Here is a 26,474-nt window from a genome sequence, read left to right as displayed (position 1 = left end):
AAGGACCATGTCGAATGATCCCCTTAAACTGGCCGGCGCCGGCTCTGACGTCGACCTTCCTGTGATGGAGGGGTCTGTAGGTCCAAAGGTGCTGGATATCCGGAAGCTTTATGCACAAACCGGTATGTTCACCTTTGACCCGGGTTTTACGTCCACAGCCAGCTGTGAATCCAAAATCACCTATATCGATGGTGAAAAAGGCGAGCTGCAGTATCGTGGCTACCCGATTGAACAACTCGCTGAACACAGCGACTTCATGGAAGTATGCTACATCCTTCTCTTCGGCGAATTGCCGACAAAAGCAGAGAAGGAAAAGTTCGTTCATGACATCACCCACCACACCATGGTGCATGAGCAGCTTCACCGCTTTTTCAGCGGTTTCCGCCGCGATGCGCATCCGATGGCGATCATGGTTGGTGTTGTTGGCGCATTGGCAGCCTTTTACCACGACAGCACTGACATCAATGACCCGCACCAGCGTATGGTGGCAAGCTATCGCCTGATCGCAAAGATCCCGACGATTGCCGCCATGGCGTATAAATACTCGGTCGGTCAGCCATTTGTGTATCCGCGTAATGAGCTGTCCTACGCGGCTAACTTCCTGCACATGATGTTCTCTGTGCCAGCGGAAGAATATAAGGTCAGCCCGACGCTCGAAAAAGCCATGGACCTGATCTTCATCCTGCACGCCGACCATGAACAGAATGCGTCTACGTCCACCGTGCGCCTTGCTGGGTCATCTGGTGCCAACCCGTTTGCCTGTATCGCGGCCGGCATTGCCTGCCTGTGGGGGCCGGCACACGGCGGTGCGAACGAGGCTTGCCTCAACATGCTTGAGGAAATCGGTACGGTTGACCGTATCCCCGAGTTTGTCGCCCGCGCCAAGGACAAGAGCGACCCGTTCCGCCTCATGGGCTTCGGGCACCGCGTCTACAAGAACTTTGATCCGCGCGCGACAGTGATGCGCGAAACGGCCCACAAGGTACTTGCAGAACTTGGGGTTGATGACCCGCTCTTCGACGTAGCGATGGAACTTGAAAAGATCGCGCTTGAAGACGAATATTTTGTCTCCAAGAAGCTCTACCCCAATGTGGACTTCTACTCGGGCATCATCCTCAAAGCCATGGGCATTCCAACAGCCATGTTCACCGTTCTGTTTGCGCTTGCGCGCACCAGCGGCTGGATCGCGCAGTGGAAAGAAATGGTGGAAGACCCGACACAGAAAATCGGCCGCCCCCGCCAGCTGTTTACCGGCTCGCCAAAACGGGATTATGTCCCGCTCGACAAGCGCTAGGCTTATCAGGGCAGGAAATGCGAAAAGGCCGGTCATTCGACCGGCCTTTTTGTTTGTGTCATACTCCCTCTCCAACCCTGAGGGAGAAACCATATGTCAGATATTATCTCAATCATCCTTGTGCTGACTGCCCTCGTGGCAACCACCGGTATGCTGTGGAACCGCATCAAACTGGACAAAGGTATTGGCGATAGCATCAACCAGTTTGCTGTGGCAACCGTGGCACTACCCCTTGTAGCCGCACTCGCCATCATGGGCGTGATCAGCGTAGAAGTCACAGGAACCCTTCTGGGTGCGGGAATCGGTTTCATCGCGAATGGACGCCAGAGCCCAACTGCACAAAAATAAAAGACAGCCCACGCGAAGGGGACTGTCTTTTAATACTTGTATCAATTTTCTGTCAGTTAAGCGCCGAGCATGGCCGTAAGCGTGGCTTCGGTGACAAGTTCCCCGTCGACATACGCCTTGGCGTCGAATTTCCACACCGCGCCACGGCCACGCACCTTCTGGAGTTTCATCTCAAGACGATCTCCCGGCACGACCGGGCGACGAAACTTGGCACCATCGATCGCCATGAAATAAACCACCTTGCCCTTTGCATCATCCCCAAGGAAATCAATTGCAAGAGCACCGGCGGTCTGCGCCATGGCCTCGAGAATCAAAACCCCCGGCATTACTGGCTTTTGCGGGAAATGGCCAGGGAAAAACGGCTCATTCATTGTGACATTCTTGATGCCGGTTCCGCTTTCGCCCGGCACAATATCAACAACTTTATCCACAAGCAGGAACGGATACCGGTGCGGTATCAGTTCCATGATTTTTTCGATATCGAATGTCATCATTCGTACCCCCGAAAAGCGCCCGCGCTTATTGCTTCTTCGGCTCTGCAGGCGCTGCTTCAGCCGCTGGCTTCGGCAGGTTGTTGAGCGTTACATTCGGCAGCTCGGAATCGAGTTTCTCGATAAACTGCGTGGTCACGTCAATACCTGCTGCGGACCCCAGGAGCAGACGCTTCATCATGATGACTTGTGCATCGCGCTCAGCAAGCAGGCTGCGGATCACGGGCTGACGTGCGCGCTCAACCTGCACCATGGCTTCCTGACGAAGTTGGTCAAAAACATACTCAAGCTGTGCCAGTTCCTGCTGGAAACGCACATAGGTTTGCTCGAGTTTCTTTTTCTCTTCTTCATATTTGTCGTTACCAATGATGGCCTTGCGCTTTTCAAGATCAGCAAGCTGCTGCTCGATCGCGCCACCACGGGTTACCATCTGGCGGCGTTGCAGGATGCTCTGGCGCAACTCGTTGGTTTGCAGATTAAAGTCCTTGTATGCTGCGGCTTCGCGCTCGACACGTTCATCATCGACCGTGAGGATCTGTGCAGATGCGGTTGCAGACAGGCCGACCACAGCGGCCATGGCGATCACACCAAATTTGAAAGAATTAAACAACTTACCCATTTTTTTATCCCTATGATCTATTCTTAGAAGGTCGTACCGACATTAAATTGCAGTGTCTGTGTACGGTCACCAAGCTGCTTCTGGAGCTGCTTGGAAAGGTCGATACGGAACGGCCCGAATGGCGACTGCCAAGAGAAACCAATCCCAACTGATATCCGCGGTGCGGCGCTATTGCCCGACATACAGTTCAGGTCCAGGCCCGTGAAATCACCCTCTGCATCCGCCGCATCATACTGAGACTGCGTGAACGCGCAAGGCTCAAGCACGTCTTCCTGTGCCCGGAACAACGAGCCGACATCAACGAAGGCAGAGGCATTGATACCACTTTCAAGCGCAGCGTCGCCCAGCGGGAAGAAGAGTTCCCCACGACCAATATAATATGCCGTACCACCAATGGACTGGTTATTGATAAAGTCACGTGGCCCCATACCCGAAGTGTCGAAACCGCGGATACGTGGACCGCCAATAAAGAATTTGTCCGAGAGGCGCACATCCTGGCCAACGCCATGAATGATACCCGCTTCACCGCCTATACGGAAGGTCCAGCCTTCCCAAGGGGTCCAGTAGTTGTCGTTCGTGATCGACGAGCGCAGGTACCTCACGTTACCACCGAGGCCCGCAAAATCCTGACTGAAGTAGAAGCTATGGCCTCGTGTAGGGCGGATAATGCTATTGAGCGTATTGAAGCCAACGGTATAACCAACGATGGATTGCCAGCGTTTACCGATCGAATCCCTCACACCGCGGCTCAGCGCAACTTGCTTCTCAATCTGACTAATGCCGTCAACGCCGTCAGTATCAAAGTCGTTTACATCAACGACCCCGTCGTTGTTGGTATCATACCGACTGACACGACGGTCAAATTCATCCTGGTCCGTGATACCTGCCGTTGCGCGCGCATTCAGATAATTGTCAAACACGGCATTTACGTAGGTATCAACCAGTTTCACATCATCCTGACGCAACGTATAGCGCGTGGACAGGGTCCAGAATTCATTTAGCGCCATACCCGCCCGCAGCGAGGCACCAATGGAGGTGGTATCAAAGTATGAATAGCGGCTTGAATTGATCTTGCGGGCAAAAATATCAAAGCCTGCAGCCACATTGCGGCCACCGAAATACGGTTCGGTAAACCCAAGGTCAATTTCCTGCCGGGTACCGGAAAGCCTGAGGCCCAGACGCAGGTCCTGCCCCTTACCCATAAGGTTACGTTCCCGGATCGAGAAATCGAAGATGAAGTTTTCAAGGCTCGAGAAACCGGCACCCAGGTTCAACTCACCCGTTGCCTGTTCCTGCACTGTAACATCAAGCACCATGCGGTCAGGCTGACTGCCCTGTATCTGCTCAATATCGACCTCGCGGAAGAAATTAAGGCGGTTCAGGCGGTTTTCAGACCGGGTCACCAACGCCGAGTTGAAGGCGTCGCCCTCCTGCAGGCGAATTTCACGGCGGATCACCCGGTCAAGCGTCCGTACGTTGCCGGTGATGTTAATCCGTTCAACATAGACGCGCGGCGCATCCAGCACGCGGAATGTGATATCGATTTTACGGTTTTCCCGGTCGCGCTTGATTTGCGGTCGAACGTCGACAAACGCATACCCCAGCAAGCCAGCCGCGTTGGACAGCGCCTCAATGGTCTTCTCGATCGCTTCCGCGTTATAGATGTCACCTTCACGCATCAGCAGGAAGGCACGGAAAAGGTTTACGTTCACGTCGCGGATTTCACTATCCACGTCGATCTTGCCAAATTCGTAGATCTCACCTTCATCTACCGAGAAGGTGATGAAAAAATCCTTGCGGTCAGGGGTCAGTTCCGACACAGCGGAAATCGTGCGAAAGTCTGCGTAACCCTCGTTCAGATAGTGCTGACGCAGAACCTGCTGGTCGTACGCAAGGCGGTCAGGATCAAACGTATCGTTTGAGGTGAAAATTTTCCACCAGCGCGCCTGTTTGGTCGCCAGCACGTCGCGCAGATCACCATCCGAAAACTTTTCGTTGCCGATGAACTTGATACTGCTGACCTTGGTCTTCGGGCCTTCCTGCACTTCAAACAGGAGGTCAACGCGGTTTTGCTCAAGCTGAACCACTTTAGGTTCGATAATAGCGGCAAAACGGCCGGAACGGCGATAAAGCTCCAGCATGCGCTGCACGTCGGAACGCACTTTGGCGCGGGTGAACACCATGCGCGGGCGCAGGCGCACTTCTTCAAGGAGCTCCTCACGGTCAAGACGCTTGTTACCCTCAAAGACAATCCGGTTGATGATCGGGTTTTCAACCACGCGAACAAGAAGGGCGCCCTGTACTTCCGATAGTTCCACATCGGAGAACAGGCCGGTCGCAAAAAGCGTTTTCAGGCTTTCATCCAGTTTGACGGGGTCAAAGGGTTCACCAGGCGCTACCGACAGGTAGGATGCAATGGTTTCAGGTTCAACACGTTCGTTTCCGACCACACTGATCTGGCGGATGATAGGTACCTGCTGTGCCGTTTGTCCCTGGGCCTGCGCCATGGCAGGTACAGAAAACGACATTCCCCCAACGGTGAGCGCCATAATAAAGCGCCACGTCAAACACAATTTAATTAAACGCAACTTTTCAGCCCATTCTTATTTTTTCGGCAACTTTGGCGGTGAAATTGGCCTAGAGTGCCATGGATTGCAAGTCATTCAGTGTTACAAGCAGCATAAAAATCAGCATCAGCGCAAATCCTGCGACAAATCCCGCTTCCTGTGCCTTTTTGCTGAGCGGCGAACCCTTAATAGCCTCAAGGCCATAATACATAAGATGCCCTCCATCCAGCACCGGGATCGGTAGCAGATTGAGGATACCCAGATTCAATGACAGCAGCGCCAGTAACCAGACAAAATTCTCAATACTAATGTGGGCTGCCTCCCCCACCATGCTGGCGATGCGCGCTGGCCCGCCAAGCTCTCTCACAGACCGAAGGCCTATAATCATCTGGCCAATGGTCGTAAAAATCGTATCCGTCATGGCAACCGTCTGTCGCCCGCCCTCATAGAGCGCCCCAAATGGACCAAGCTCCACCCGCTTGATCTCACCAGAGGTGATGCCAAGCTGGCCATACGGATACCGGTTTTCAAACCGGTCTTCCATGTAAGCGATCCCGAGCGTGACGTCAAAACTTTCCCTGACACCACCCCGGTCAACAAGCACATTGATCTCTGCGCCCGGATACAGTTTCACAATGCCGCCGATGTCGGAAAAACGCTCGATCTGCTCGCCATTGATGGCAATGATACGGTCACCTGGCTGCAAACCGGCCTCTGCCGCCGCTGATTCTTCGGCAACTGTACTGACCACCGGCTCTGCTATCCCGATGCCGTATGAATAAAAGAAAGCCGAAAAGACCAATGCCGCCGCGATGAGGTTGACCGCGGGACCGGCGAAGACGATCAGCGCCCGCTGCCACAGCGGCTTATAATGATAACATACGGCGCGCTCTTCCTCGCTCAGCCCTTCGGGTATATCGCCCGGATTGCTGGCGGCTGACGCATCACCAAAAAACTTCACATAACCACCGAGGGGAAGAACGCTGATTTTCCACCGAGTTCCGTTTTTGTCCGTGCGCCCGACAAGTTCCTTGCCCATGCCAATGGAAAACGTGTCCACCTTCACCCCAAATAACCGGGCCATGGCAAAATGGCCCCATTCATGAATGAAGACAAGAATGCTGAAACCGCCAATAAAAGCAGCAATTGTGAATAACAGGCCTGGCCCTTCGGTTTCCATGGCTATCCTCGAATACCTTAAACTAATCTACTTCGCCTAATGAGCCCACTCGCCTAGCCAGCGTGCAGCCTCCCGTCGTGCCATATTATCAATTTCGAACACATTCGAAAGCGATTGTGGCGCTTTAATGTCGCACGAGGACAAAGTCTCGCTCACGACGGCTGATATATCAACAAAACGGAGCCGGCCGGCAAGAAAAGCTTCGACGGCGACTTCGTTGGCAGCGTTCAGAATTGCTGGGGCCGCTCCACCGGTTTTCAGCGCCTCTTTAGCCAGATACAGGCAACGAAAGGCATCAAGATCCGGTTCTTCGAATGTCAGTGCCCCAATCTCCGCCAGCGCCAGGCGCTTGACAGGCGCATGCATGCGCTCGGGCCACGCAAGGCTGTAAGCGATGGGGGTGCGCATGTCAGGCGAGCCGAGCTGCGCCAGCACACTCCCATCCGTATATTCCACCATGGAATGAATTACGGATTGCGGATGGATAAGGACTTCAATCTGATCTTTTTCAATTGGGAACAGGTGGTAGGCCTCGATGACCTCAAGCCCCTTGTTCATCATCGTCGCGCTATCGACCGAAATCTTGGCTCCCATATCCCAGTTGGGATGTGCGACAGCCTGTTCCGGCGTTACCTCAAGCAGGCTGTCCCGGCAACGCCCCCGGAACGGGCCGCCAGACGCGGTAAGAATGATTTTTTCCACGCCGCAGGCGCGGTCAAAGTCAAAAACCTGAAAGATGGCGTTATGCTCACTGTCGACAGGCAAGAGGGTTGCACCATGCGCCTTCACCTCTTCCATCAACAGGTCACCGGCACAAACGAGACATTCCTTGTTCGCAAGTGCGACCGTCACCCCCCTGCGCACCGCAGCCATGGTCGGCCTCAGTCCAGCAGCCCCAACGATAGCTGCCATGACGATATCGGTTTCGCGTTCTGCGGCTTCAATAAGGCCAGCCTCGCCAGCGTGAGCCTCGATCCGCGTACCGGCAAGCGCTACTTTCAGCTCTGGCAACAATGCCACATCACCGATCACCGCCAGCTCGGCACCAAACTCAATTGCAAGCGCGGCCAGCTCTTCAACTCGACTATAAGCCGTGAGTGATATAATCTTGAAATTATTGTGGTTTCTTCGAACAAGGTCAAGCGTACTCAGCCCGATAGAACCCGTGGCTCCCAGCACTGTCAATCGCTTGTAGTTTTCTTGTGTCATCTAATAAAACTCAAAACCGAATACGGGTCCAACCCAAGATATTATCACAACGGCCGGTGCCACAAAAACCAAACCATCAACCCGGTCCAGAAGCCCACCGTGACCAGGAATCAGGCCACCAGAATCTTTCACACCAAAGTGGCGTTTGATACCACTTTCAAGCAGGTCACCCACCTGCGCCCATATGGCAAGAAGCGCGGCAAAGCCCGCAAGAACCAGCGCGCTGGAGGCAAATGGCACAACTGCCTGCATGGCAACACTTATCGCCACGCTAAGCGCCATGCCGCCCAAAAGGCCCGCCCAGGTCTTTTTCGGGCTTATTCTGGGGGCAAGTTTTGGTCCGCCTATGCCCTTGCCAGCAAAATAGCCGCCCACATCGGTGGCCCACACCACAAGGAATATCCAAAGCACCAATAAAGCGTTGAAGTCACGCACCAGCCAAAGCGCGGCTATAGGAAACCCCACATAAGCGACACCCGCAAGCCACCAGCCAGTCACAAGGCTAGCGTGCGCCAACAGCGTTCCAACAACCGCGGTCACAAGGAGTGCTGTCAGCAACAGTGCTGCGCTGGGCAAAGCGTTGGCTTCAAGCACCCAGACGAGAGCGAGGATCATTAGCACCGCAGTGCCCTGCCCGGCTTTATGCCGCACGGAAGTCAGCTGGCACCACTCCAGCATCATCAGCGCGCCTCCTACAGCCAACAAGCCCGAAAACCAGTAACCGCCCGCGTATATGGCCCACAAAACCGGCGGGAGCAAAAGAAGCGCAGAGACGATGCGCTGAAACAGGTTATCTGAAAGTCCTAGCGGCATCGTTTATCCCGTCATGGCCGGGCACCAAAGCGGCGATGCCGGCCAAGAAAATCATCAACAGCGGCCCTGAAGTCCGCCTTCGTGAAGTCCGGCCATAGAAGGTCAGGAAATGAAAACTCGGTATAAGCTGCCTGCCAAAGCAGGAAGTTCGATAGTCTCTGTTCCCCGCTCGTCCGGATGATCAGGTCTGGGTCGGGTATATCCGCAGTCCAGAGCGCCTGGGAAATGTCAGCCTCACAAATGTCTTCAGGCCGCATTTTACCAGACGCCACGGCCTCCGCAATGGACTGTACCGCCGTCACCAACTCGTCACGGCTACCGTAGCTAAGCGCAATCACCAATGTCATGCGGCTATTGCCCGCCGTCTTCTGCTCCGCCTTATCGATCATTGAAACAATATCGGCTGACAACCGGTCGCGACGGCCAATGACCCGCAAACGGATGCCCTGCTTGTGCAGGCTTTTGATCTCACGTTGCAGGTATAGCTTCAAAAGTGCCATGAGGTCGGAAACCTCATCCGCCGGGCGGTTCCAGTTTTCGCTGGAGAAAGCATAGAGCGTGAGATAGTTGATACCGCAATCAACCGCGCCCTCTATCGCTTCGCGTACAGCGTCTGCGCCCTTCCGGTGGCCCGCAGATCTTGCCTTGCCGTGCCTCGTCGCCCAGCGCCCATTGCCATCCATAATGATGGCAACATGCGACAACGGGCAGGCATCACCCGTTTCTTCAACACACTTCTGGGCAGACGTCGCCATTTTAGACCTGCATGATCTCTGTTTCTTTGGCACTCAGAAGGTCGTCGATCTTGGCCACATATTTGTTGGTCAGATCCTGAACCTCGTCTGCGTACATCTTGTGATCATCTTCGCTGATGGACTTGTCCTTTTCCATACGCTTGAGCTGGTCCATCCCGTCACGGCGCACATTGCGCACCGCAATGCGTCCCTGTTCGGCATATTTCCCGGCAACCTTGGCAAGTTCCGCACGGCGTTCTTCATTCAGCTCCGGAATAGGAATACGCACCAACTGACCATCCATCATGGGGTTAAGCCCAAGGCCGGAATTACGGATGGCTTTTTCAACCGCCGATATATTGCCGCGGTCCCAAACCTGCACACTGAGCATCCGGGGCTCTGGCACCGAAATGGTCCCGACTTGATTGAGCGGCATGTTGGAGCCATAAACATCAACCATCACGGGGTCGAGCATGTTGGTCGTGGCACGCCCTGACCTGAGGCCGGCAAATTCATGTTTCAGCGCCTCAAGCGCACCTTTCATCCGGCGCTCAATGTCGCCAAGGTCTAAATCTTCATCACTCATCTTATTGCTCCTCACCTACAGTAGTGCATATCCCTTTGCCCTGAAGCACGTTCACAAGTGCGTCTTCGGCATGAATGGAGAAAACCACAATGGGAATATTATTCTCGCGGCTAAGCGAAATCGCAGACGCATCCATGACCTTAAGGTCCTGCGTCAGCACATCCATATAGCTCAGGCTGTCATACCGCGTGGCATTCGGGTCCACTTTGGGGTCAGCATTATAAACACCGTCCACCTGTGTTCCCTTCAGCAGCGCGTTACAGTTCATCTCAGCAGCGCGCAGCGCGGCCGCCGTATCTGTTGTAAAGAACGGGTTCCCGGTGCCTGCTGCAAAGATCACGACCCGGCCCTTTTCCAGATGCCGAATGGCACGGCGGCGGATATAGGGTTCACTAACGCTTGCCATGGGAATGGCGGACAGCACACGGGTGTCAACGCCAACCTTCTCAAGCGCGTTCTGTAGCGCCAGCGCATTCATGACCGTCGCCAGCATGCCCATATAGTCTGCCGTCGACCGGTCCAATCCCTCAGCAGCACCCTTGAGACCACGAAAAATATTTCCGCCACCCACGACGATACAAACCTCGGTGCCGATCTCGCGGGCGCGCTTCACTTCGCGGGAAACCCTTGCAGCAGTTTCCGGGTCGATCCCGTAGCTGCCATCACCCATCAGGGCTTCGCCAGACAGTTTCAAAAGCACGCGTTTATATTTAGGCCCGCTGGACATCGCCTGAATTCTCCCCTGTGCCATTAGCCCGCCGCAGCTTATCCGCTCGGGCCATCAAAGGCTACCGTGTTTTATCTAAAATTTTTCCGAGACTTAAGCATAATTTACCCATGCTGCAATTTGCATGTGATTAACGCGAACGTCACGCAAGAAAAAGCCCGAGAGAGAACTCCCGGGCTTTCACAATGTTTTACGCTGTATTGGCTTATACGCCAGCAGCAGCGGCAACTTCTGCAGCGAAGTCGTCTTCTTTTTTCTCGAGGCCTTCACCCATTTCAACCCGGGCATAGGCAACCAGTTCGATGTCAGTACCAGCGTCTTTAGCGGCTTTCTTGATCACGTCGGCAACCTTGGTTTCACCGTCAATGACAAACACCTGATTGAGAAGCACAACCTCTTCGTAGTATTTGCGCATACGGCCAACAATCATCTTCTCGATGATTTCCATCGGCTTACCCGATTCTTTGGCTTTTTCGATCTGAACCTGCTTCTCGCGCTCAACCAGTTCCTGATCGAGGTCAGCTTCGGAAAGCGACGCTGGGTTAGCAGCAGCCACATGCATGGCGAGCTGTTTACCAAGTGGAGCCAGGACGTCTTCGCCTGCATCAGACTTGAGTGCGATCAATACTGCGATCTTGCCCATGCCGTCAGCGACCGCGTTGTGCACGTACGGAGCAACAAGGCCTTTTTCGACTTCAAGAACAACGGCACGGCGAATATTCATATTCTCGCCGATCGTTGCGATGCTGTCTGTCAGCACTTCGCTAACTGGCTTGGTCTTGCCTGGGTAGGTCGTTGCCTTGATTTCTTCAACGTCAGTGCCAACTTCAAAAGCGACACCTGCGAGGTCTGCAACAAACTGCTGGAACTTCTCGTTGCGGGCAACAAAGTCCGTCTCGGAGTTCACTTCGATAACAGCAGCTTTGCTGCCTTCAGCTTTCACGCCAACGAGACCTTCAGCAGCAACACGGCCAGATTTCTTCGCAGCGGCTGCAAGGCCCTTGGTGCGCAGCCAGTCAACGGCGGCTTCGAGGTTGCCATCGTTTTCAGCGAGCGCTTTTTTACAGTCCATCATGCCTGCGCCAGATTGTTCGCGCAGTTCTTTAACGAGAGCGGCGGTAATTTGTGCCATTGGTATTCCCCTTACAGCCCTTCAGGGGCCAAAGTATCGGTAATCTGTAAAACGATGCCCCCGGCGGGCACACGGCTCACCGGGAGCATGTAGATGAGAATTGTTACTCTGCGGTTGCAGCTTCAGCGGTTTTTTCCGCTTTCACTTCTTCAGCAGGAGCCTCGGCCGTTTCAGCAACAGCTTCCTCAGCCGGAGCTTCTGCAGCCTCAACAACAGCTTTCTCTGCAGGCGCTTCAGCAGCAGCACCAAGGTCTACGCCTTGTGCCGTCAGCTCTGCCTGGATGCCGTCGAGGGCGGCTTCTGCGATCAAGTCACAATAGAGGCGGATCGCGCGGGTCGCGTCGTCGTTGCCCGGGATCGGGTAGTCCACGCCGTCAGGCTTGGAATTGGTATCGATCACGCCAACAACAGGAATACCAAGACGGTTGGCTTCAGCAATTGCAAGATCATCGCCGATAACGTCCACGATCACGAGGATATCTGGCAGACCACCCATATCCTGAATACCACCGAGCGAAAGCTCAAGCTTGTCGCGCAGACGGGTCAGTTGCAGGGTTTCTTTTTTGGTCAGGCCAGTATGTTCCTGGTTCAGTTGCTCATCAAGCTGCTTCAGGCGCTTGATGGACTGGCTGATGGTTTGCCAGTTGGTCATCATGCCACCGAGCCAGCGGTGGTTTACATAGTATTGACCACAACGCTTTGCAGCTTCAGCAATGATTGGGGAAGCCTGGCGCTTGGTGCCTACGAAAAGCACGCGACCACCACCTGCAACAACTTCGCGCACAGTTTGCAGTGCACGGGTCAGGTACGGTACAGTTTGCGAAAGGTCGATGATGTGAACGCCGTTACGCTCGCCGAAGATAAACGGCGCCATTTTCGGGTTCCAACGGTGGGTCTGGTGACCAAAGTGCACGCCTGCTTCAAGCAGCGCGCGCATATCAACTTGCGGCATCGCCATAATTCTATTCCTTTTCCGGTTCAAGCCTCCGCGGGGTTTGCGCCACATCACCATGATGCTGACACCGGATGGCGGCCTGCCAACTCGACAGGAAGCCTACCCCACGTGTGAAGTCGCGGCCCGTATAGGCTCGTTTACCGCCAAGATCAAGGCTTTTTTGCAATAACCCCGGCTTCAACCACCAATTCTTTTTCGCTGGCGGATGTAACGCCGTATCCGGTCGCCTGATCAATCTCAAGTTTGATCCCTGCCGCAGACATATTCACAACCGGCAATGTGCGCACGACGCGACTGCGTTTTGCCTGCCGCAGCGCTTCTGCGACTGTGCTGGCGCGCGCCAGTTTGGTCAGATTCAGGCGGGTCGGGAACATCAGCGGTACACGGTCTTCTTCCCAGTCCTGGAGAAGTTTGCGCGGGCACACCCACTTGAGTGATACCGCTTCATTGCCGTCGTGCTGGGCAACCTGGCCGTTGTGAGCTGCAATATAGAAATGCGTATCAAAACGCCTTGGCATTGGCTCCGGCGTCACCCAGTGGGCGAAGGGTACCATACCTGCTATATCGAGTTTCCCGCCGGAATAACGGACCAGATCGGAAAACGGTAGCCCCGTAACCAGAAACGCCCGGCGCACACGGTCAATCTGCAAGATGCCGACTTCCTCGTATAGCTCCCTTAAGGCTGCAACGCGCAACGCAAAGTCACGAAACACGCCGCGGCCGGTGGTAATGCCCTGCCAGCGCCAGTTTTGTTGGTCGGTCTTGTCCACCTTGCCGCCGGGGAAGACGAAAGCGCCGGGTGCAAACTTCATGGTTTTTGCGCGCTCGGTCATCAGAACTTCCAGCCCGGCCTTACCGTCTCGCACCAGAATGATAGACGCCGACGGCAGCGCTGGCGCAATCTTGCCCGCCATGTATCAAACCTCCTCGACCGTCAACACACCCATTTCGGCCGCGACAGCTTGTTTGAGCTCAGGGGTAATCTTGTATCCCCCTTTCAACCGAAATTCGGCGAAACGCTTATTCTCTGCCACCGGCACACGAATAGTCACCTTGCCTTTACCGCCGGACTTACGATCAAGCGCAGCTTTCACTGACGCAAATGTTTTGCTTTCCTCGACTTCAATAAACAGGCCCTTACTTGAATGGGCGGCCACCATCTCAAGGCTTTCGATGCCGCGCAGCGACAGGCCGATGCTGTCGTCATCATCCCGCTTCCGTATCTGGACCGATACAACAACTGGTGCGCCGTCCTCAACAAGGGACCGTATCCCGTCCAGGTCATCCTCAAACGCCATGATCTCAAACGCATCAGATCGGTCAGACAGGGTTAGCCTCCCAAACTTGCTGCCCCGTTTGGTATTTCCCTCGCGGTAGCCAGCTATAGCCCCCGCCATGCGCACTGTCTGTCCAATGAGACCCGGGTCGTGATAGACCTCCCGCGCCGGGATAATACGCTCCCGCTCAAGGATGGTCTCATAGGTATCAAGCGGGTGGGCAGAGATATAAAAGCCCACGGCGCTTTTTTCATTCTCCAGCGTCTCCGTGTCCGTCCATCCGCGCGTCACGGGCAGACTTGGGCGGTCGACCGACTTGGCCATCTCACCGCCGAACAGATTGACCTGGTCGCTCTCGCGCTCCTTGGCCTGCATCTGGGCAATACGCATGATGATCTCGGATGCGGCATAGGCTTGCGCACGGTCCGGTAACAGGCAATCAAACGCTCCCGCGGAAGCCAGCCGCTCCATCTGCCGTTTATTCAATAGCTTGGGGTCGATACGCTCGGCAAAGTCAAAAACATCCTTGAACTCGCCGTTGGCCTTGCGTTCGGCCACGATGCCTTCCATGGCTTTTTCACCCACGCCCTTAATGGCACCTAGTGCGTACCGTACACCCCGGTTCTGGCGCGGGTCATCCTCATCACAATAAAGCTCGTCCACCTTCTCAACGACAAAGGCCACATCCGAACGGTTGATGTTGGGCAAAAGCAGCGGGATCTCTGAGCGTTGCAGTTCTTGTTTGAACGCAGCCAGCTTGTCGGTATTCCCCAAATCAAGCGTCATGATGGCCGCCATGAATTCAACCGGATAGTTCGCCTTCAAATATGCCGTATGGTAGGCTACCAGTGCATAAGCCGCCGCGTGGGACTTATTGAAACCGTAGCTTGCGAATTTGGTCACCAGATCAAAAATATAGCTGGCCTTTTCCTTGTCGATGCCACGCTCGACCGCACCGTCACAGAAACGGCCGCGCTGCTTGTCCATTTCGGCCTGGATCTTTTTACCCATGGCCCGCCTGAGAATATCGGCCTCGCCGAGGCTGTAGCCTGACATAACCTGCGCGATCTGCATCACCTGTTCCTGATAGATGATGACGCCATAGGTTTCGCCAAGTATCTCCTCAAGGATCGGGTGGGGGTATTCTACCTCTTCCCGGCCGTGCTTACGGTTTACATAGGTGGGAATGTTGTCCATCGGTCCGGGGCGATAGAGCGCCACGATAGCGATAATATCCTCAAACTTATCGGGCCTGAGGCCCTTCAGCACCGCGCGCATGCCGGTACTCTCAAGCTGGAACACGCCCGCCGTATCGCCTGCGGCCAGCAAGGTATAGGACGCAGGATCATCCAACGGTACTGACGGCAGGTCAATCTCGATATCGCGTTCACGAATGTAATCGACCGCACGGTCCAGCACGGTCAGTGTCTTGAGGCCAAGGAAGTCAAACTTCACAAGCCCCGCGAGTTCCACCCACTTCATGTTGAACTGGGTCACTGGCATGTCGGACTTTGGGTCACGGTACAAAGGCACGAGTTGATCAAGTGGCCGGTCACCAATCACCACCCCTGCGGCGTGGGTCGATGAGTGCGCATAAAAACCTTCAAGCTTCAGTGCGCGCTCCATCACACGTCGAGTAAGCTCGTCATTGTTGATTTCGGCCTGAAGCCTTGGTTCGCTGTCGATGGCTTCCTGCAATGTCATGGCGTTGCCTGGGTCATTCGGGATCATTTTTGACAGTCGATCCGTCTGTCCGTGCGGTTGTTGCATTACACGGCCGCAGGCTTTCACAACCGCGCGGGCCTGCAATTTACCAAACGTGATGATCTGGGCCACATGGTCGTAACCGTATTTGTCCTGCACATAACGGATCACCTTCTCCCGCTTGTCCTGACAGAAATCAACATCAAAGTCAGGCATGGACACCCGCTCTGGATTGAGGAAGCGCTCAAACAGCAACGAGAACCTGAGCGGGTCCAAGTCGGTGATCTTGAGCACCCATGCCACCACGGACCCCGCACCCGAGCCCCTGCCTGGCCCCACCGGAATATCATGGTCCTTGGCCCACTGGATAAAGTCCGCAACGATCAGGAAGTAGCCAGGGAAGCCCATCTGGTTGATGATCCCCAGCTCATAATCGAGGCGGTCCCAATATTCCTTTTCCCATTCCTGGTCCCTGCCGGGTGTCAGCCCCTCTTCCTTCGCTTTGAAGTTCAGCCGCTCGCGCAATCCCTCCTCGGAATCCTTCCGCAGCATGTCCGCTTCCGATACGTCCATGCCGCTAGTGAAGTTTGGCAGCAGCGGATCAATTTTATCGACCTTGAAGGCGCAGCGCCGAGCTATATTCACCGTATTTTCAATAGCTTCAGGGAGATCGTTAAAGAGGCTAATCATCTCGTCGGCGTTCTTGAACCGGTATTCAGGATTCAAACGCCTGCGGTCCTGCACGGCCACATAAGTGCTCTCGGCCATACACAGCAACGCATCGTGCGGCTCATACATGTCAGGGCCAATAAAAAATGGTTGGTTGGTCGCAACGACAGGCAACTCATGAGCATAAGCAAAATCAAGGAAGTCTTCTTCTGTTGCTCCTTCCTCTCTGGTGCCATGACGGCCGATCTCAACGTACAGGCCACCGGGAAAAAGCTTCTTGAGATCAAGCAGGCAGTTTTCTGCCGCTTCCTTGTTGCCCTCCACCAGAAGCGCGCCCACTGGGCCCGAGACACCACCCGTCAGGCAAATGATGTCGCCCGTCAGTCCTTCAAAACTCTCGAACGGAAACTGCACACCGTCTTGTGGGTCACTCTCTAGATGCGCTTTGGAGACGATCTTCATCAGGTTCTGATAGCCGGCTTCGTTCTGCGCCAGCAGTACAAGTTGATCGGGCTTTGCGGCCTTTTTGCCCTTTGCTGTGTGATCCTTGTAAGGGTTTCTCACGTGCAGGGTCACACCGATGACAGGCTGCACGCCCGCTTCGGTCGCATAGCTTGAAAACTCAAGGGCGGCGAACATATTGTCCGTGTCCGTCACAGCCACGGCAGGCATCTTGTGGCCCACACACTGCTGCACGAGATCTTTGACGTGAATGGCACCCTCGGACAGTGAATAGGCTGTGTGAACACGAAGATGAACAAAGCCAGCGTGGCTCATAACCAAAACCCTTTACTCTAAAATATTATCGCCATGCCGCCAGAATGCCACCTGCCAGTGTCATAGCGATGCTAGTGTTGCCCATGTGAATAAGGAAATGCCTGATAGTACGGTTTTCAAACGCATAGTTGGAAAACGTCGCGCCGCCCACAACAAGAATAGCCAGCCAGTTATGGTCACTCCCTGCGTGTTCCATAAGATTACCCTCTCCCCTGAAATCCGAGGCTCAAGACTACCCCGGCAAGGGGTGATACTCAAGTGTCGTGGAGGGTGCCTTCGCGCAGGGTATGACGACGGTCCATTTTGGCCGCCAGCGTGGTATCATGAGTGGCAATCAGGGCGGCAAGTCCCCGCTCCCGCACCAATTCGACAAACAGGTCAAACACCTTGCCCGCGGTGCTTTCGTCGAGGTTGCCGGTCGGCTCATCCGCCAGGAGCAGCACCGGGTTCCCAACAAGCGCGCGGCTGATCGCCACCCGCTGCTGTTCACCGCCGGAGAGCTCACTTGGGGTATGCTCTAGCCGATCTTCGAGGCCAACACGCACGAGGATTTCCCGCGCGCGCTCATTGGCATCCTTTTCACCCACGCCCCCTATCCTCAGCGCCATGGCAACGTTTTCAATGGCCGTAAAATCAGGCAACAGGTGATGAAATTGATAAACAAAGCCAAGCTGGCTTTGCCGCAGGCCCGCCCGCGCATCGTCTTTAAGGCTGGTGGCGTCATTCCCAGCGATATAGACGACGCCGGCATCGGTCGGGTCTAGAAGCCCGGCAATCTGCAGCAAAGTGGATTTACCGGAGCCAGAAGCCCCCACAAGCCCGACCAGTTCACCACGACCTATTTTGAGATCAATACCGCGTAGAACCTCCACAACCTTGTGGCCCTGACGGAACGCGCGTTCGATGCCCTGAAGTTCAAGAACCGGATTACTCATAGCGCAGAACCTCCACCGGATCGATCTTGGCAGCGCGCCGCGCCGGAATGATCGTCGCCGCGAATGACAGAAGCAGTGCAAGTCCGATGGTTAGCCCGGCTTCCGTAAGATTTACTTCAGCGCGCAGGCTGCTGATAAAACGCACGGACGGGTCCCATACCTGCAGACCAAACGCGCGCTCAATAAAACTTTTGATTCCTTCTATGTTGGCGATGATCAACCATGACAGCAGACCGCCCGAGATAATGCCAGCAGACCCCACCACAAGCCCGATGGTCACAAAGATGCGCTTGATGGAGGCCTGTGTGGCACCAATGGTACGCAGGATGGCAATATCAGGTGACTTGTCCTTCACCAGCATGAAAAGGCTGGAAGAAATATTGAACACCGCAACCAGAATGATCAACCCAACAATCAGGAACATCATCACCCGCTCGGTCTGCAGCGCACCAACAAGGCTTTGGTTAAGCGACCGCCATGTACGTACGTATGCGCGTTCGCCCACGATCGCGCTGATTTCAGGGCCAACGGTGTCCACAGCGTCAGGCTCGGTCAGCATCAGCTCAATATTGGCAACTGTATTCTCAAGGCGGAAAAACCGCTGCGCCTCACCTAGCGGCATACCGATAAAGCTTTCATCAAACTGGTAAACACCAATTTCCACAACAGCTGCAACGGGATAGGAGAGATAGCGAAGTGTGGAACCAAAGGGTGTCGGGACTGACTTGGGACTGACGATCGTCACCCTGTCACCCGCTGTGACCCGTAGCCGGTTAGCCAGTTGGTGTCCAAGCACGAGGCCGGCTTCTTCTGGTGCTGCGCTCAGACTACCAGCCTTCACTTCGGCAATACCGAGCTTTTCAGCATCAAAAAAATTATCAGGCAGGCCGCGGACAATCGCGCCCCAGGCTTCACCTTCATTCGTAACCATGACCTGATTTTCGCTAAACGGCATCATTTTGACGATACCGTCGGTACCTTTCAGGTCATCCATGATCTGCTCATAGCCCGAAAGCTTACCGCCGTAGCCTTGGATGAGAATATGGCCATGATAGCCCAGAATTTTGTCCATCAGTTCGGCACGGAAACCGTTCATGACGGCCATCACCACAATCAGGGCAGTAACGCCGAGAGCAATGGCGGTAACGGAAAGCACCGCCGTTACGGAAATCACCCGGTCCCGCTTGCGCGCCAACATATAGCGCATCGCGACAGACCATTCATATCCCCGTGCCAGCACGCGGCCCTCCCCTGTTTGTTGTATTACCCGGTCAACTTTGTGACAGCATCTTCCGGCGACAGCTCAACCCGCTCACCGGACCCACGGTTTTTAAGTTCAACTACGCCATTTTTAAGGCCACGTGGCCCAATGGCAAGCTGCCATGGCAAACCGATCAGGTCCATATTGGCGAACTTGGCCCCTGCACTCTGGTCCCGGTCATCATATAACACGTCTACACCAGCCTTTGTCAGCTCAGCATACATCTTGTCGCAGGCTGCTGTGCATTCGTCATCCTTTGCGCGTAAGTTCATCAGGCCAACTTTGAACGGCGCCACGCTTTCCGGCCAGACAATACCGTCTGCGTCGTGGCATGCTTCGATGATGGCGCCAACAAGGCGGGACACACCCACGCCATAGGACCCCATCTGAACATTGGTGGTTTCGCCGTCTGGTCCCTGCACGCTCGCCCCCATAGGAGCCGAGTATTTTTCGCCGAAGAAGAAGATATGGCCAACCTCGATACCGCGCCCGGTCACCAGCTTGCTGGCATCCACAGGGCAATTGTCAGGTTTATGAATCTCGTCCGTCGCCGCATAAATGCTGGTCCATTCGTCCACAATTGGCTGTAGATCGTCACCCGCTCCCGCATCAATCATCGGGTCAAGCGCGTCAAATGCCTTGTCAAAAAAGACCTCGCTCTCACCGGTATCCGCAATCACGATAAACTCATGGCTCAGGTCACCGCCGATCGGGCCGGTATCTGCACGCATCGGGATAGCTTTGAGGCCAAGACGGGCGAAAGTTCGCAGGTACGCCACGAACATTGAATTATAGGACTTGCGGCCATCCTCTTCCGTCAGGTCAAAACTGTAAGCGTCTTTCATCAGGAATTCGCGGCCGCGCATGACACCAAAACGCGGGCGGATCTCATCCCGGAACTTCCACTGGATATGATAGAGATTTTTCGGCAAATCCCGGTAGGACTTTATCTCTTTGCGGAAGATGTCGGTAATCAGTTCTTCGTTGGTCGGGCCATACAGCATCTGACGACCGTGGCGGTCTTCAATGCGCAGCATTTCCTTGCCGTAATCGTCATACCGACCACTCTCAACCCAAAGGTCGGAAGATTGGATGGTCGGCATCAGAACTTCCTGTGCGCCAGCGCGGTCCTGCTCCTCGCGGACGATTTGCTCGATCTTCTTAAGGACCTTCAACCCCAGCGGCAGCCAGCTATAGATGCCGGCGGCACCTTGGCGGATCATACCCGCGCGCAACATCAAGCGGTGAGAGGCAATTTGCGCCTCAGCAGGGGTTTCTTTCAGAGTCGGCAGAAAATAGCGGCTTAAACGCATGGCTTACTCATTTTATTCATTGGCATTATTGAAAAAATCCGGCTGGGACTGAAGTCGCGACAGCCGAAATATCCTTTGCTTCTTTTGCCGGTGCGCACGGCGAATAGCAACGGCTTTCTTGTTTTTTCGGGCCTACACCACGCAACAATCATACTCATTTGCGCAATTTAAGGCTGCGGCGCGCGTTGAATGTTGCAGCGATGCAACAGGATCACCAAACAAGCACAAGGTGTTGTGTTTCTTGTCTCTAATTTAATGACAGCGGGCAGCGCCGTACCGTAGCTTCTTTTCAGCGCAGAGCTGAACGGTTCACGCCGATATGTGGTCCACGCTCAGGGAGGACTTTGCGCCATAAAATATCAGGCAAGCTCAATGAAGATTGCCGATTTATATATTAGGAAAAGCAAGGCTTACCGCCTTGCTTTTTCGCTTTAAGCGTTTGCTTATCGGCCGCTTATTTTTTGTCAGTTGATTTAGATGCATGGATCGGGGAGTTCTCGGGCGTGCGGAACTTGATCACCCCTGATGTCGCGAGAAAATAATAACCAACCGTGATAAATATGGCGACCACGCTGGTGACCAGCATCTTTTTCTTCAGGTTTGGGTTGACGGGTGCTGCCGGTTCCGTGCCCTCAACCGCTTCATCCGGGCTTTCATGCTGTGAGCGGATACCAACAGGCAGTGCAATGAAAAACACCATCCACCACGCGATGACATACACAAGAATTATCGTTGCAATATTCATGACGCTTAAACCTGCTCAATCTCGACCAACGTGCCGCAGAAGTCTTTAGGGTGCAGGAACAATACGGGTTTGCCGTGCGCGCCTGTTTTCGGCTCGCCATCGCCCAGTACACGCATGCCGTCTGCCTTCAGTTTGTCGCGGGATGCGTAGATGTTCTCAACTTCATAACAGACATGGTGCATGCCACCTGATGGGTTATTTGCCAGAAACTTGGCTATCGGCGACCCCTCACCTAGCGGATGTAACAGCTCGATTTTTGTATTTGGCAGATTGACGAACACTGTGGTCACGCCGTGATCCGGCAGGTCCTCTGGTTCAGATACATTTGCTCCAAGGGTGTTTTGATAGGTCGCTGCAGCGGCAGCAAGGTCCGGCACGACTATCGCAACATGATTTAACCGTCCGATCATTGCACACTCCTCATTTCTTGAATTCCAGTTCGCTTCGCCGATTGATCAGCGACGCTACACCGGGGTTCTTGCCCACTTCTCGGCGACAATAGCGCCTGACCGCGATGCGGATTACCTCTTCCACCATGGTGTCCGACTGCTTGGCGGGCTTGGGCATGCGCTCAATGCCGTCTTCGAGAGCATCCAACATGCCGTCATAAAACTCGTCATCGTCCTGACGGGGTACGCCAAGGATTGCGAGCAGCGGTTCCGCCGCCAGCGAGCCGTCCCGGTCAAATACCACGCTCACGGTCACAAACCCGCTCAGCGCCACGCGCCTGCGGTCTGCGATGGCTTCGTCCGCAACGGTTACCACCTCGCTTCCGTCAAGCGCCAAGCGTCCCACGGGTGCATCACCAATCACCTTCAACCCCTTGTCGCTGATCTGAATGATATCGCCATTCTTCGGTACGATGGTATGTTTGATGCCCAATTCGCGCGCATATGCCGCATGTCGCTGCAGGTGCCGCGCTTCGCCATGCACAGGTATCGCACACAGTGGCTTCGTCCACTCGTACATCTTCTTCAGTTCTGCCCGCCCCGGGTGGCCGGAGACATGCACAAAGGCATCTTTCTCCGTCACTACATTGATATGTTTGATGGCAAGGGTGTTAAACAGCTGCCCCAGCACCAGTTCATTGCCAGGAATAATCTTCGACGAGAAGATGACATTGTCCTCAGGGCTCAGTTGCAGGTGTTTGTGATCATCGCGGGCAATACGGGCAATCGCGGCGCGCGGTTCCCCCTGACAGCCTGTGCAGGCGATCAAAACCTCATCACGCGGCAGGTAGTCGGCATCTTCCTCGTCCACAAGTGGCGGAAAGTCCTGCAGGTACCCCGTCGCCTTGGCGGCTTTGACGACGCGCTCCATCGACCGCCCCAGAAGCACAAGCCGGCGACCACTGGCCTTCGCCACTTCACCAATCGTCTCAAGCCGCGCCACATTGGAAGCGAAGGTGGTGATCACCACCCGGTTTTTCATGCCAGCCACCAATTCCTTGAGGCTTTCGCGCACGGCAGCTTCCGACCCGGATTCGCTCGCGTTAAACACGTTAGTACTGTCACCAACCAGCGCCAACACACCCTTTTCACCAAGCTCGGAAAGTACTGGCGACGGGCACGCCGGGCCGATAAGCGGCTTGTCGTCCAGCTTCCAGTCCCCCGTATGGAAAATGGTGCCCTTGGAAGTCTCAATCGCTAGACCATGTCCTTCTGCAATGGAGTGTGCCAGCGGCACATACTGTACCTTGAATGGCCCCAGTTCCAGCGGCTGAAGCGCATCCACCACATGCAGCTCAACTTCATCGGAAAGTCCGGCTTCCTTAAGTTTGTCTGCTACCAGCTCCGCCGTAAAGGGTGTCGCATATACCGGACAGCGAAAACGCCGCCAAAGGTGTGGCACAGCGCCTATATGGTCTTCATGCCCATGGGTCAACACCAACCCGACAAGGGCGTCCTGCTCGTCTTCAATAAATTCAGGGTCCGGGAATATCAGATCAACACCCGGGAGATAATCATCCGCGAAGCTCATGCCGCAGTCGACCATCAGCCATTTGCCGCGGTGGCCGTAGAGATTGAGATTCATCCCAATCTCACCTGAGCCGCCTATCGGTAAAAAGAGAAGGCGCTGGTCGTCTGGTTTCATATAAGCCATGGGCTATCCTATTTATTGCGCTCGTAAATGAGCCTTAGCCCCTGAAGCGTGAGATCACCGACGACATCGCCGATTGCCTCTGTTTGGTTAGCGAACACGGGCGCAAGGCCACCTGTTGCCAGTACTTTGATATTCTCACCGTGTTCAAGCTTGAGTCGGGCTACAAGCCCCTCAATCATACTGACATAGCCCCAGAAAATACCGGACTGCATTGCCTCTAGTGTAGTCTTGCCTGTCACCCGCTGGCTCGAAGGCGGAGCAACGGCAATGCGCGGCAATTTGGCCGCCGCCTGATGCAAAGCATGGAGCGAGAGGTTGATGCCGGGGCAGATAATACCGCCAAGATACGCGCCGTCTGTACCTACCACATCAAAGGTTGTGGCTGTGCCAAAATCCACCACCACGAGCGGGCCGCCATAAAGCTCATGACCGGCGACGGCGTTCACTAATCGGTCGGCACCAACCTCGGCTGGGTTTGTTACCCTAACGTCAACGCCAAGCTCGACGCCTTCAGCGCCAACAATCAGCGGCTCACAGCAAAAATATTTCTTGCATAGCTGAGTCAGCGGCCACACCACCTGGGGCACCACGCTCGCGATAATCGCACCTGTTACCGCCTTGGGGTCCCGGCCGTGAAGTGCCATCAAATGGCTGACCCAGACCATATATTCGTCCACCGTGCGCTGATCACCTGTCGAGATGCGCCACTGTTCCACGATGTCTTTGCCGTCAATCAGCGCAAAAACTGTGTTTGTGTTACCCGCGTCAATTGTCAAAAGCATGTCGCTTACTCCAAGCCCGCAACCGGGAAGATATCCCCTGCATATAGGCGTTTTTCACTGCCATCGTCCAGCCTGACTACAATGCCGCCATCAATGGCAAGCCTCTCGGGCACGCAGTCAATGCTCTCGTTAACCGTCCGTATCGTGCAGTGTTTACCCAGGCCCCATGCGACATTTGACCAGTCCTGCCCGACTGAGGAGAAATCAGCCGTATTCCAATTTGTTAGGCGACCAAACAAACTGTGAGAAAGTGATTCAAACACAGGCCTTACAGCCACCCCCTGCCCCGTGATTTCCTGAAGGCAGGTCGCGTGGAACTGGGCCCCCTCTGGATAGAAGGCGATGTTCATGCCGATTCCGATAATCACATGATCCAGCATACCGCCTGACCGCGCACTACTTTCAATCAGGATGCCGCTTGCTTTACGGTCCCTGATCAATACGTCATTGGGCCACTTGCATCGCACATCGCCTTCAGGCGCACCGTGGGCAACAAATGTGTCCCGCACGGCAAGGGCTGCGATGAACGGTAGCACCGTCAGATCCTTTGGCGCAAGGGTCGGACGTAGCAGAAGCGAGGCATAAAGGTTACCTGGCTTTGAAGTCCACTGCCGGCCCCGGCTACCACGACCTGCGCTCTGCTGGCCGGCGACGACCCACAAAGGCCCCGGCTCACCTTTTTGCACCAGAGAGGCTGCTACCGCATTGGTACTACCGCACTCTTCATAAAAGTGAGCCCCGACACCCGCTGGTGTCGAGGCCTCCCAATCTTGATAAAGGTCGCTCACTAGAACAACAGTGATCCGGCAGCCCAGCTCGCAGCAGCCACGAGCGGCCCGATCAACACAAAGTAGCTCACAGGAGAGTTCACGATGGCCGCAACCGCGATCACACCTGAAACTGCACGGCCGTGGCTGCTTTCAAACGCTGGCGCAGGCTCATCAAAGAACATCACCTTGATGATACGCAGGTAATAGAAAGCACCGACGACGCTTGTCAGCACACCGATCACCGCGAGCGGGATCAGCCCGGCCTCAACAGCGGCAAGGAACACATACCATTTGCCCCAGAACCCAGCGAGAAGCGGGATACCCGCCAGTGAGAACATGAAGATGGCAATACCAATGGCCAGCGGCAGGTTGGTCTGCGACAAGCCGGACAGGTCCGAGATGTCTTCCACCATGCCTTCACTGCGGCGCAACGTCAGGATGGCGCCAAAGGAACCAAGCGTCATCGTCAGATAAATCGCGATGTATATCAGCAGCGCTTCAACACCAGCAGGTGTCGCGGCCGCGAGGCCCACGAGCGCATAACCGATATGACCAATGCTTGAATATGCCATCAGGCGTTTAATATTGGTCTGCACCAGAGCCACAAACGAACCGACAAGCATGGACGCAATGGAGATAAAGACCACCACCTGCTGCCATTCAGCCGCCATCGACGAGAAGCCGGTCATCATCACACGTACGAACAGCGCCAGCGCCGCCACTTTCGGTGCGGCGGCAAAGAATGCCGTCACGGGGGTTGGTGAACCTTCATACACATCCGGCGTCCACATATGGAATGGTACCGCCGATACCTTGAACGCCAGCCCCGCCATCAGGAAGACCATGCCAATGATCACGCCAATTTCTGGACCATTAGTGGCCTTAAGTGTTGTGGCGAGCGTGTCAAAGTCCGTCGTGCCCGCGAAACCGTAGATGAGCGAGATTCCATAGAGCAGCATGCCGCTTGAAAGCGCACCAAGCACAAAATATTTGAGCCCTGCTTCGGTCGAGCGAGACCGGTCACGGTTAAGCGCCGCCAGCACATAAAGCGAGAGGCTCTGCAGCTCAAGGCCGACATAAAGGCTCATCAGGTTGTTGGCGGAAATCATCACCATCATGCCAAGCGTGGCAAGAAGGATCAGGATGGGATATTCGAACTTCGCAATACCGGCTTGGCGCATGTAGCTCGCCGACATCAGGATCGCGACAGACGATCCCACCAGTACCAGCGTTTTGGCAAAAAGCGCGAATGCATCAGTGACAAACATGCCACCAAAGGTAAGCTGACGCTCGCCTCCCACCTGCGTGAGCATCACAAACGCTGTGACAACCATCAACAGGATGGAGAGGTTGGCCATCTGGCCATAGCTTTTGTCTCCCTGAAAGACGCCAAGCATCAACAGAAGCATCGCACCGATGCCCATAATCAGCTCAGGCATCACAGGTAGGAGAATTGGCATTTCACCAGTCATGTCTCACATAC

The 26,474-nt window shown here is 54.9% G+C and carries 25 protein-coding genes; 2 read left to right on the top strand and 23 right to left on the bottom strand.

Going from position 1 to position 26,474, the window contains the following annotated elements; all coding sequences use genetic code 11:
- Window positions 1-7 precede the first annotated feature (7 nt).
- Entirely contained in the window at window positions 8-1,294 is a 1,287-nt protein-coding gene (locus OEU85_RS11410) for a citrate synthase (RefSeq protein ID WP_262691603.1), read from the top strand.
- A gap of 93 nt (window positions 1,295-1,387) precedes the next feature.
- Window positions 1,388-1,642, top strand: a complete 255-nt coding sequence (locus tag OEU85_RS11405) for a hypothetical protein (protein ID WP_262691602.1) — start codon at window positions 1,388-1,390, stop codon at window positions 1,640-1,642.
- 56 nt (window positions 1,643-1,698) lie between these two features.
- Here the strand turns inward: OEU85_RS11405 and fabZ are convergent, their stop codons facing one another.
- The 23 genes from fabZ to nuoN form a co-directional block, all read right to left on the bottom strand.
- Window positions 1,699-2,133 carry a 3-hydroxyacyl-ACP dehydratase FabZ gene (gene fabZ / locus OEU85_RS11400; RefSeq protein ID WP_394805416.1) on the bottom strand — a complete coding sequence of 145 codons (435 nt, stop codon included), beginning with the start codon at window positions 2,131-2,133 and terminating at the stop codon, window positions 1,699-1,701.
- Between the two features lie 28 nt (window positions 2,134-2,161).
- On the bottom strand, window positions 2,162-2,752 hold the full coding sequence (locus OEU85_RS11395) for an OmpH family outer membrane protein (RefSeq protein ID WP_262691600.1): 591 nt from the start codon (window positions 2,750-2,752) through the stop codon (window positions 2,162-2,164).
- A 23-nt stretch (window positions 2,753-2,775) separates the two neighbouring features.
- A complete protein-coding gene (bamA, locus tag OEU85_RS11390) occupies window positions 2,776-5,280 on the bottom strand; it encodes an outer membrane protein assembly factor BamA (RefSeq protein WP_262691599.1) in 2,505 nt (834 codons plus the stop codon).
- A gap of 109 nt (window positions 5,281-5,389) precedes the next feature.
- Window positions 5,390-6,499 (bottom strand): RIP metalloprotease RseP, encoded by a 1,110-nt coding sequence (rseP, locus tag OEU85_RS11385; protein WP_262691598.1) that lies wholly within the window; start codon window positions 6,497-6,499, stop codon window positions 5,390-5,392.
- Window positions 6,500-6,535: 36 nt separating this feature from the next.
- On the bottom strand, window positions 6,536-7,708 hold the full coding sequence (locus tag OEU85_RS11380) for a 1-deoxy-D-xylulose-5-phosphate reductoisomerase (RefSeq protein WP_262691597.1): 1,173 nt from the start codon (window positions 7,706-7,708) through the stop codon (window positions 6,536-6,538).
- Complete coding sequence (locus tag OEU85_RS11375; RefSeq protein ID WP_262691596.1) at window positions 7,709-8,521, bottom strand: phosphatidate cytidylyltransferase; 813 nt, start codon at window positions 8,519-8,521, stop codon at window positions 7,709-7,711.
- A gap of 11 nt (window positions 8,522-8,532) precedes the next feature.
- Window positions 8,533-9,276, bottom strand: coding sequence for an isoprenyl transferase (locus tag OEU85_RS11370; RefSeq protein WP_262691595.1), 744 nt, complete (start codon window positions 9,274-9,276; stop codon window positions 8,533-8,535).
- Between the two features lies 1 nt (window position 9,277).
- Window positions 9,278-9,841 carry a ribosome recycling factor gene (gene frr, locus OEU85_RS11365; protein WP_262691594.1) on the bottom strand — a complete coding sequence of 188 codons (564 nt, stop codon included), beginning with the start codon at window positions 9,839-9,841 and terminating at the stop codon, window positions 9,278-9,280.
- 1 nt (window position 9,842) lies between these two features.
- The gene (gene pyrH, locus OEU85_RS11360) at window positions 9,843-10,568 is read right to left on the bottom strand and encodes a UMP kinase (RefSeq protein WP_262691593.1); all 726 of its coding nucleotides are present in this window, start codon (window positions 10,566-10,568) and stop codon (window positions 9,843-9,845) included.
- Window positions 10,569-10,773: 205 nt separating this feature from the next.
- Window positions 10,774-11,700, bottom strand: a complete 927-nt coding sequence (tsf, locus tag OEU85_RS11355; protein ID WP_262691592.1) for a translation elongation factor Ts — start codon at window positions 11,698-11,700, stop codon at window positions 10,774-10,776.
- A gap of 103 nt (window positions 11,701-11,803) precedes the next feature.
- Window positions 11,804-12,658 (bottom strand): 30S ribosomal protein S2, encoded by an 855-nt coding sequence (gene rpsB, locus OEU85_RS11350; protein WP_317277423.1) that lies wholly within the window; start codon window positions 12,656-12,658, stop codon window positions 11,804-11,806.
- A gap of 146 nt (window positions 12,659-12,804) precedes the next feature.
- A complete protein-coding gene (locus OEU85_RS11345; protein WP_262691591.1) occupies window positions 12,805-13,569 on the bottom strand; it encodes an NUDIX hydrolase in 765 nt (254 codons plus the stop codon).
- A 3-nt stretch (window positions 13,570-13,572) separates the two neighbouring features.
- Window positions 13,573-17,082 (bottom strand): DNA polymerase III subunit alpha, encoded by a 3,510-nt coding sequence (dnaE, locus tag OEU85_RS11340; RefSeq protein ID WP_262691590.1) that lies wholly within the window; start codon window positions 17,080-17,082, stop codon window positions 13,573-13,575.
- A gap of 25 nt (window positions 17,083-17,107) precedes the next feature.
- The gene (locus OEU85_RS11335) at window positions 17,108-17,278 is read right to left on the bottom strand and encodes a hypothetical protein (protein WP_262691589.1); all 171 of its coding nucleotides are present in this window, start codon (window positions 17,276-17,278) and stop codon (window positions 17,108-17,110) included.
- 58 nt (window positions 17,279-17,336) lie between these two features.
- Complete coding sequence (locus tag OEU85_RS11330; RefSeq protein ID WP_262691588.1) at window positions 17,337-18,017, bottom strand: ABC transporter ATP-binding protein; 681 nt, start codon at window positions 18,015-18,017, stop codon at window positions 17,337-17,339.
- Window positions 18,010-19,257 carry a lipoprotein-releasing ABC transporter permease subunit gene (locus OEU85_RS11325; RefSeq protein WP_262691587.1) on the bottom strand — a complete coding sequence of 416 codons (1,248 nt, stop codon included), beginning with the start codon at window positions 19,255-19,257 and terminating at the stop codon, window positions 18,010-18,012. The genes OEU85_RS11330 and OEU85_RS11325 overlap by 8 nt, the downstream gene beginning before the upstream one ends.
- A 23-nt stretch (window positions 19,258-19,280) precedes the next feature.
- On the bottom strand, window positions 19,281-20,591 hold the full coding sequence (gene proS / locus OEU85_RS11320) for a proline--tRNA ligase (RefSeq protein ID WP_262691586.1): 1,311 nt from the start codon (window positions 20,589-20,591) through the stop codon (window positions 19,281-19,283).
- A gap of 454 nt (window positions 20,592-21,045) precedes the next feature.
- On the bottom strand, window positions 21,046-21,336 hold the full coding sequence (locus OEU85_RS11315) for a DUF1467 family protein (protein WP_262691585.1): 291 nt from the start codon (window positions 21,334-21,336) through the stop codon (window positions 21,046-21,048).
- Between the two features lie 5 nt (window positions 21,337-21,341).
- On the bottom strand, window positions 21,342-21,746 hold the full coding sequence (gene mce, locus OEU85_RS11310; protein ID WP_262691584.1) for a methylmalonyl-CoA epimerase: 405 nt from the start codon (window positions 21,744-21,746) through the stop codon (window positions 21,342-21,344).
- 10 nt (window positions 21,747-21,756) lie between these two features.
- On the bottom strand, window positions 21,757-23,439 hold the full coding sequence (locus OEU85_RS11305; RefSeq protein ID WP_262691583.1) for a ribonuclease J: 1,683 nt from the start codon (window positions 23,437-23,439) through the stop codon (window positions 21,757-21,759).
- A gap of 8 nt (window positions 23,440-23,447) precedes the next feature.
- Window positions 23,448-24,221, bottom strand: a complete 774-nt coding sequence (locus OEU85_RS11300; RefSeq protein WP_262691582.1) for a type III pantothenate kinase — start codon at window positions 24,219-24,221, stop codon at window positions 23,448-23,450.
- 5 nt (window positions 24,222-24,226) lie between these two features.
- Complete coding sequence (locus OEU85_RS11295; RefSeq protein ID WP_262691581.1) at window positions 24,227-25,009, bottom strand: biotin--[acetyl-CoA-carboxylase] ligase; 783 nt, start codon at window positions 25,007-25,009, stop codon at window positions 24,227-24,229.
- On the bottom strand, window positions 25,009-26,463 hold the full coding sequence (gene nuoN / locus OEU85_RS11290) for an NADH-quinone oxidoreductase subunit NuoN (protein WP_262691580.1): 1,455 nt from the start codon (window positions 26,461-26,463) through the stop codon (window positions 25,009-25,011). Before nuoN ends, OEU85_RS11295 begins: the two co-directional genes overlap by 1 nt.
- Between the last annotated feature and the right edge of the window lie 11 nt (window positions 26,464-26,474).

Origin of the sequence: Kordiimonas aestuarii (assembly GCF_025574465.1) — a bacterium.
In the GTDB taxonomy this organism is placed as follows: Bacteria; Pseudomonadota; Alphaproteobacteria; order Sphingomonadales; family Kordiimonadaceae; genus Kordiimonas; species Kordiimonas aestuarii.
The sequence above is the reverse complement of the archived record's forward strand: the minus strand, read 5'-3'. Positions and strand labels throughout refer to the sequence as shown.

Coding starts and splice junctions, on each gene's coding strand:
- OEU85_RS11380 (WP_262691597.1), bottom strand. CDS start 7,708: ATGACACAAGAAAACTACAAGCGATTGACAGTGCTGGGAGCCACGGGT.
- tsf (WP_262691592.1), bottom strand. CDS start 11,700: ATGGCACAAATTACCGCCGCTCTCGTTAAAGAACTGCGCGAACAATCT.
- bamA (WP_262691599.1), bottom strand. CDS start 5,280: ATGTCGTTTTCTGTACCTGCCATGGCGCAGGCCCAGGGACAAACGGCA.
- pyrH (WP_262691593.1), bottom strand. CDS start 10,568: ATGTCCAGCGGGCCTAAATATAAACGCGTGCTTTTGAAACTGTCTGGC.
- mce (WP_262691584.1), bottom strand. CDS start 21,746: ATGATCGGACGGTTAAATCATGTTGCGATAGTCGTGCCGGACCTTGCT.
- frr (WP_262691594.1), bottom strand. CDS start 9,841: ATGAGTGATGAAGATTTAGACCTTGGCGACATTGAGCGCCGGATGAAA.
- proS (WP_262691586.1), bottom strand. CDS start 20,591: ATGCGTTTAAGCCGCTATTTTCTGCCGACTCTGAAAGAAACCCCTGCT.
- rpsB (WP_317277423.1), bottom strand. CDS start 12,658: ATGGCGATGCCGCAAGTTGATATGCGCGCGCTGCTTGAAGCAGGCGTG.
- nuoN (WP_262691580.1), bottom strand. CDS start 26,463: ATGACTGGTGAAATGCCAATTCTCCTACCTGTGATGCCTGAGCTGATT.
- OEU85_RS11335 (WP_262691589.1), bottom strand. CDS start 17,278: ATGGAACACGCAGGGAGTGACCATAACTGGCTGGCTATTCTTGTTGTG.
- OEU85_RS11375 (WP_262691596.1), bottom strand. CDS start 8,521: ATGCCGCTAGGACTTTCAGATAACCTGTTTCAGCGCATCGTCTCTGCG.
- OEU85_RS11410 (WP_262691603.1), top strand. CDS start 8: ATGTCGAATGATCCCCTTAAACTGGCCGGCGCCGGCTCTGACGTCGAC.
- OEU85_RS11300 (WP_262691582.1), bottom strand. CDS start 24,221: ATGCTTTTGACAATTGACGCGGGTAACACAAACACAGTTTTTGCGCTG.
- OEU85_RS11405 (WP_262691602.1), top strand. CDS start 1,388: ATGTCAGATATTATCTCAATCATCCTTGTGCTGACTGCCCTCGTGGCA.
- OEU85_RS11345 (WP_262691591.1), bottom strand. CDS start 13,569: ATGGCGGGCAAGATTGCGCCAGCGCTGCCGTCGGCGTCTATCATTCTG.
- OEU85_RS11315 (WP_262691585.1), bottom strand. CDS start 21,336: ATGAATATTGCAACGATAATTCTTGTGTATGTCATCGCGTGGTGGATG.
- OEU85_RS11395 (WP_262691600.1), bottom strand. CDS start 2,752: ATGGGTAAGTTGTTTAATTCTTTCAAATTTGGTGTGATCGCCATGGCC.
- dnaE (WP_262691590.1), bottom strand. CDS start 17,082: ATGAGCCACGCTGGCTTTGTTCATCTTCGTGTTCACACAGCCTATTCA.
- OEU85_RS11330 (WP_262691588.1), bottom strand. CDS start 18,017: ATGAGTAATCCGGTTCTTGAACTTCAGGGCATCGAACGCGCGTTCCGT.
- rseP (WP_262691598.1), bottom strand. CDS start 6,499: ATGGAAACCGAAGGGCCAGGCCTGTTATTCACAATTGCTGCTTTTATT.
- OEU85_RS11370 (WP_262691595.1), bottom strand. CDS start 9,276: ATGGCGACGTCTGCCCAGAAGTGTGTTGAAGAAACGGGTGATGCCTGC.
- OEU85_RS11305 (WP_262691583.1), bottom strand. CDS start 23,439: ATGGCTTATATGAAACCAGACGACCAGCGCCTTCTCTTTTTACCGATA.
- fabZ (WP_394805416.1), bottom strand. CDS start 2,133: ATGACATTCGATATCGAAAAAATCATGGAACTGATACCGCACCGGTAT.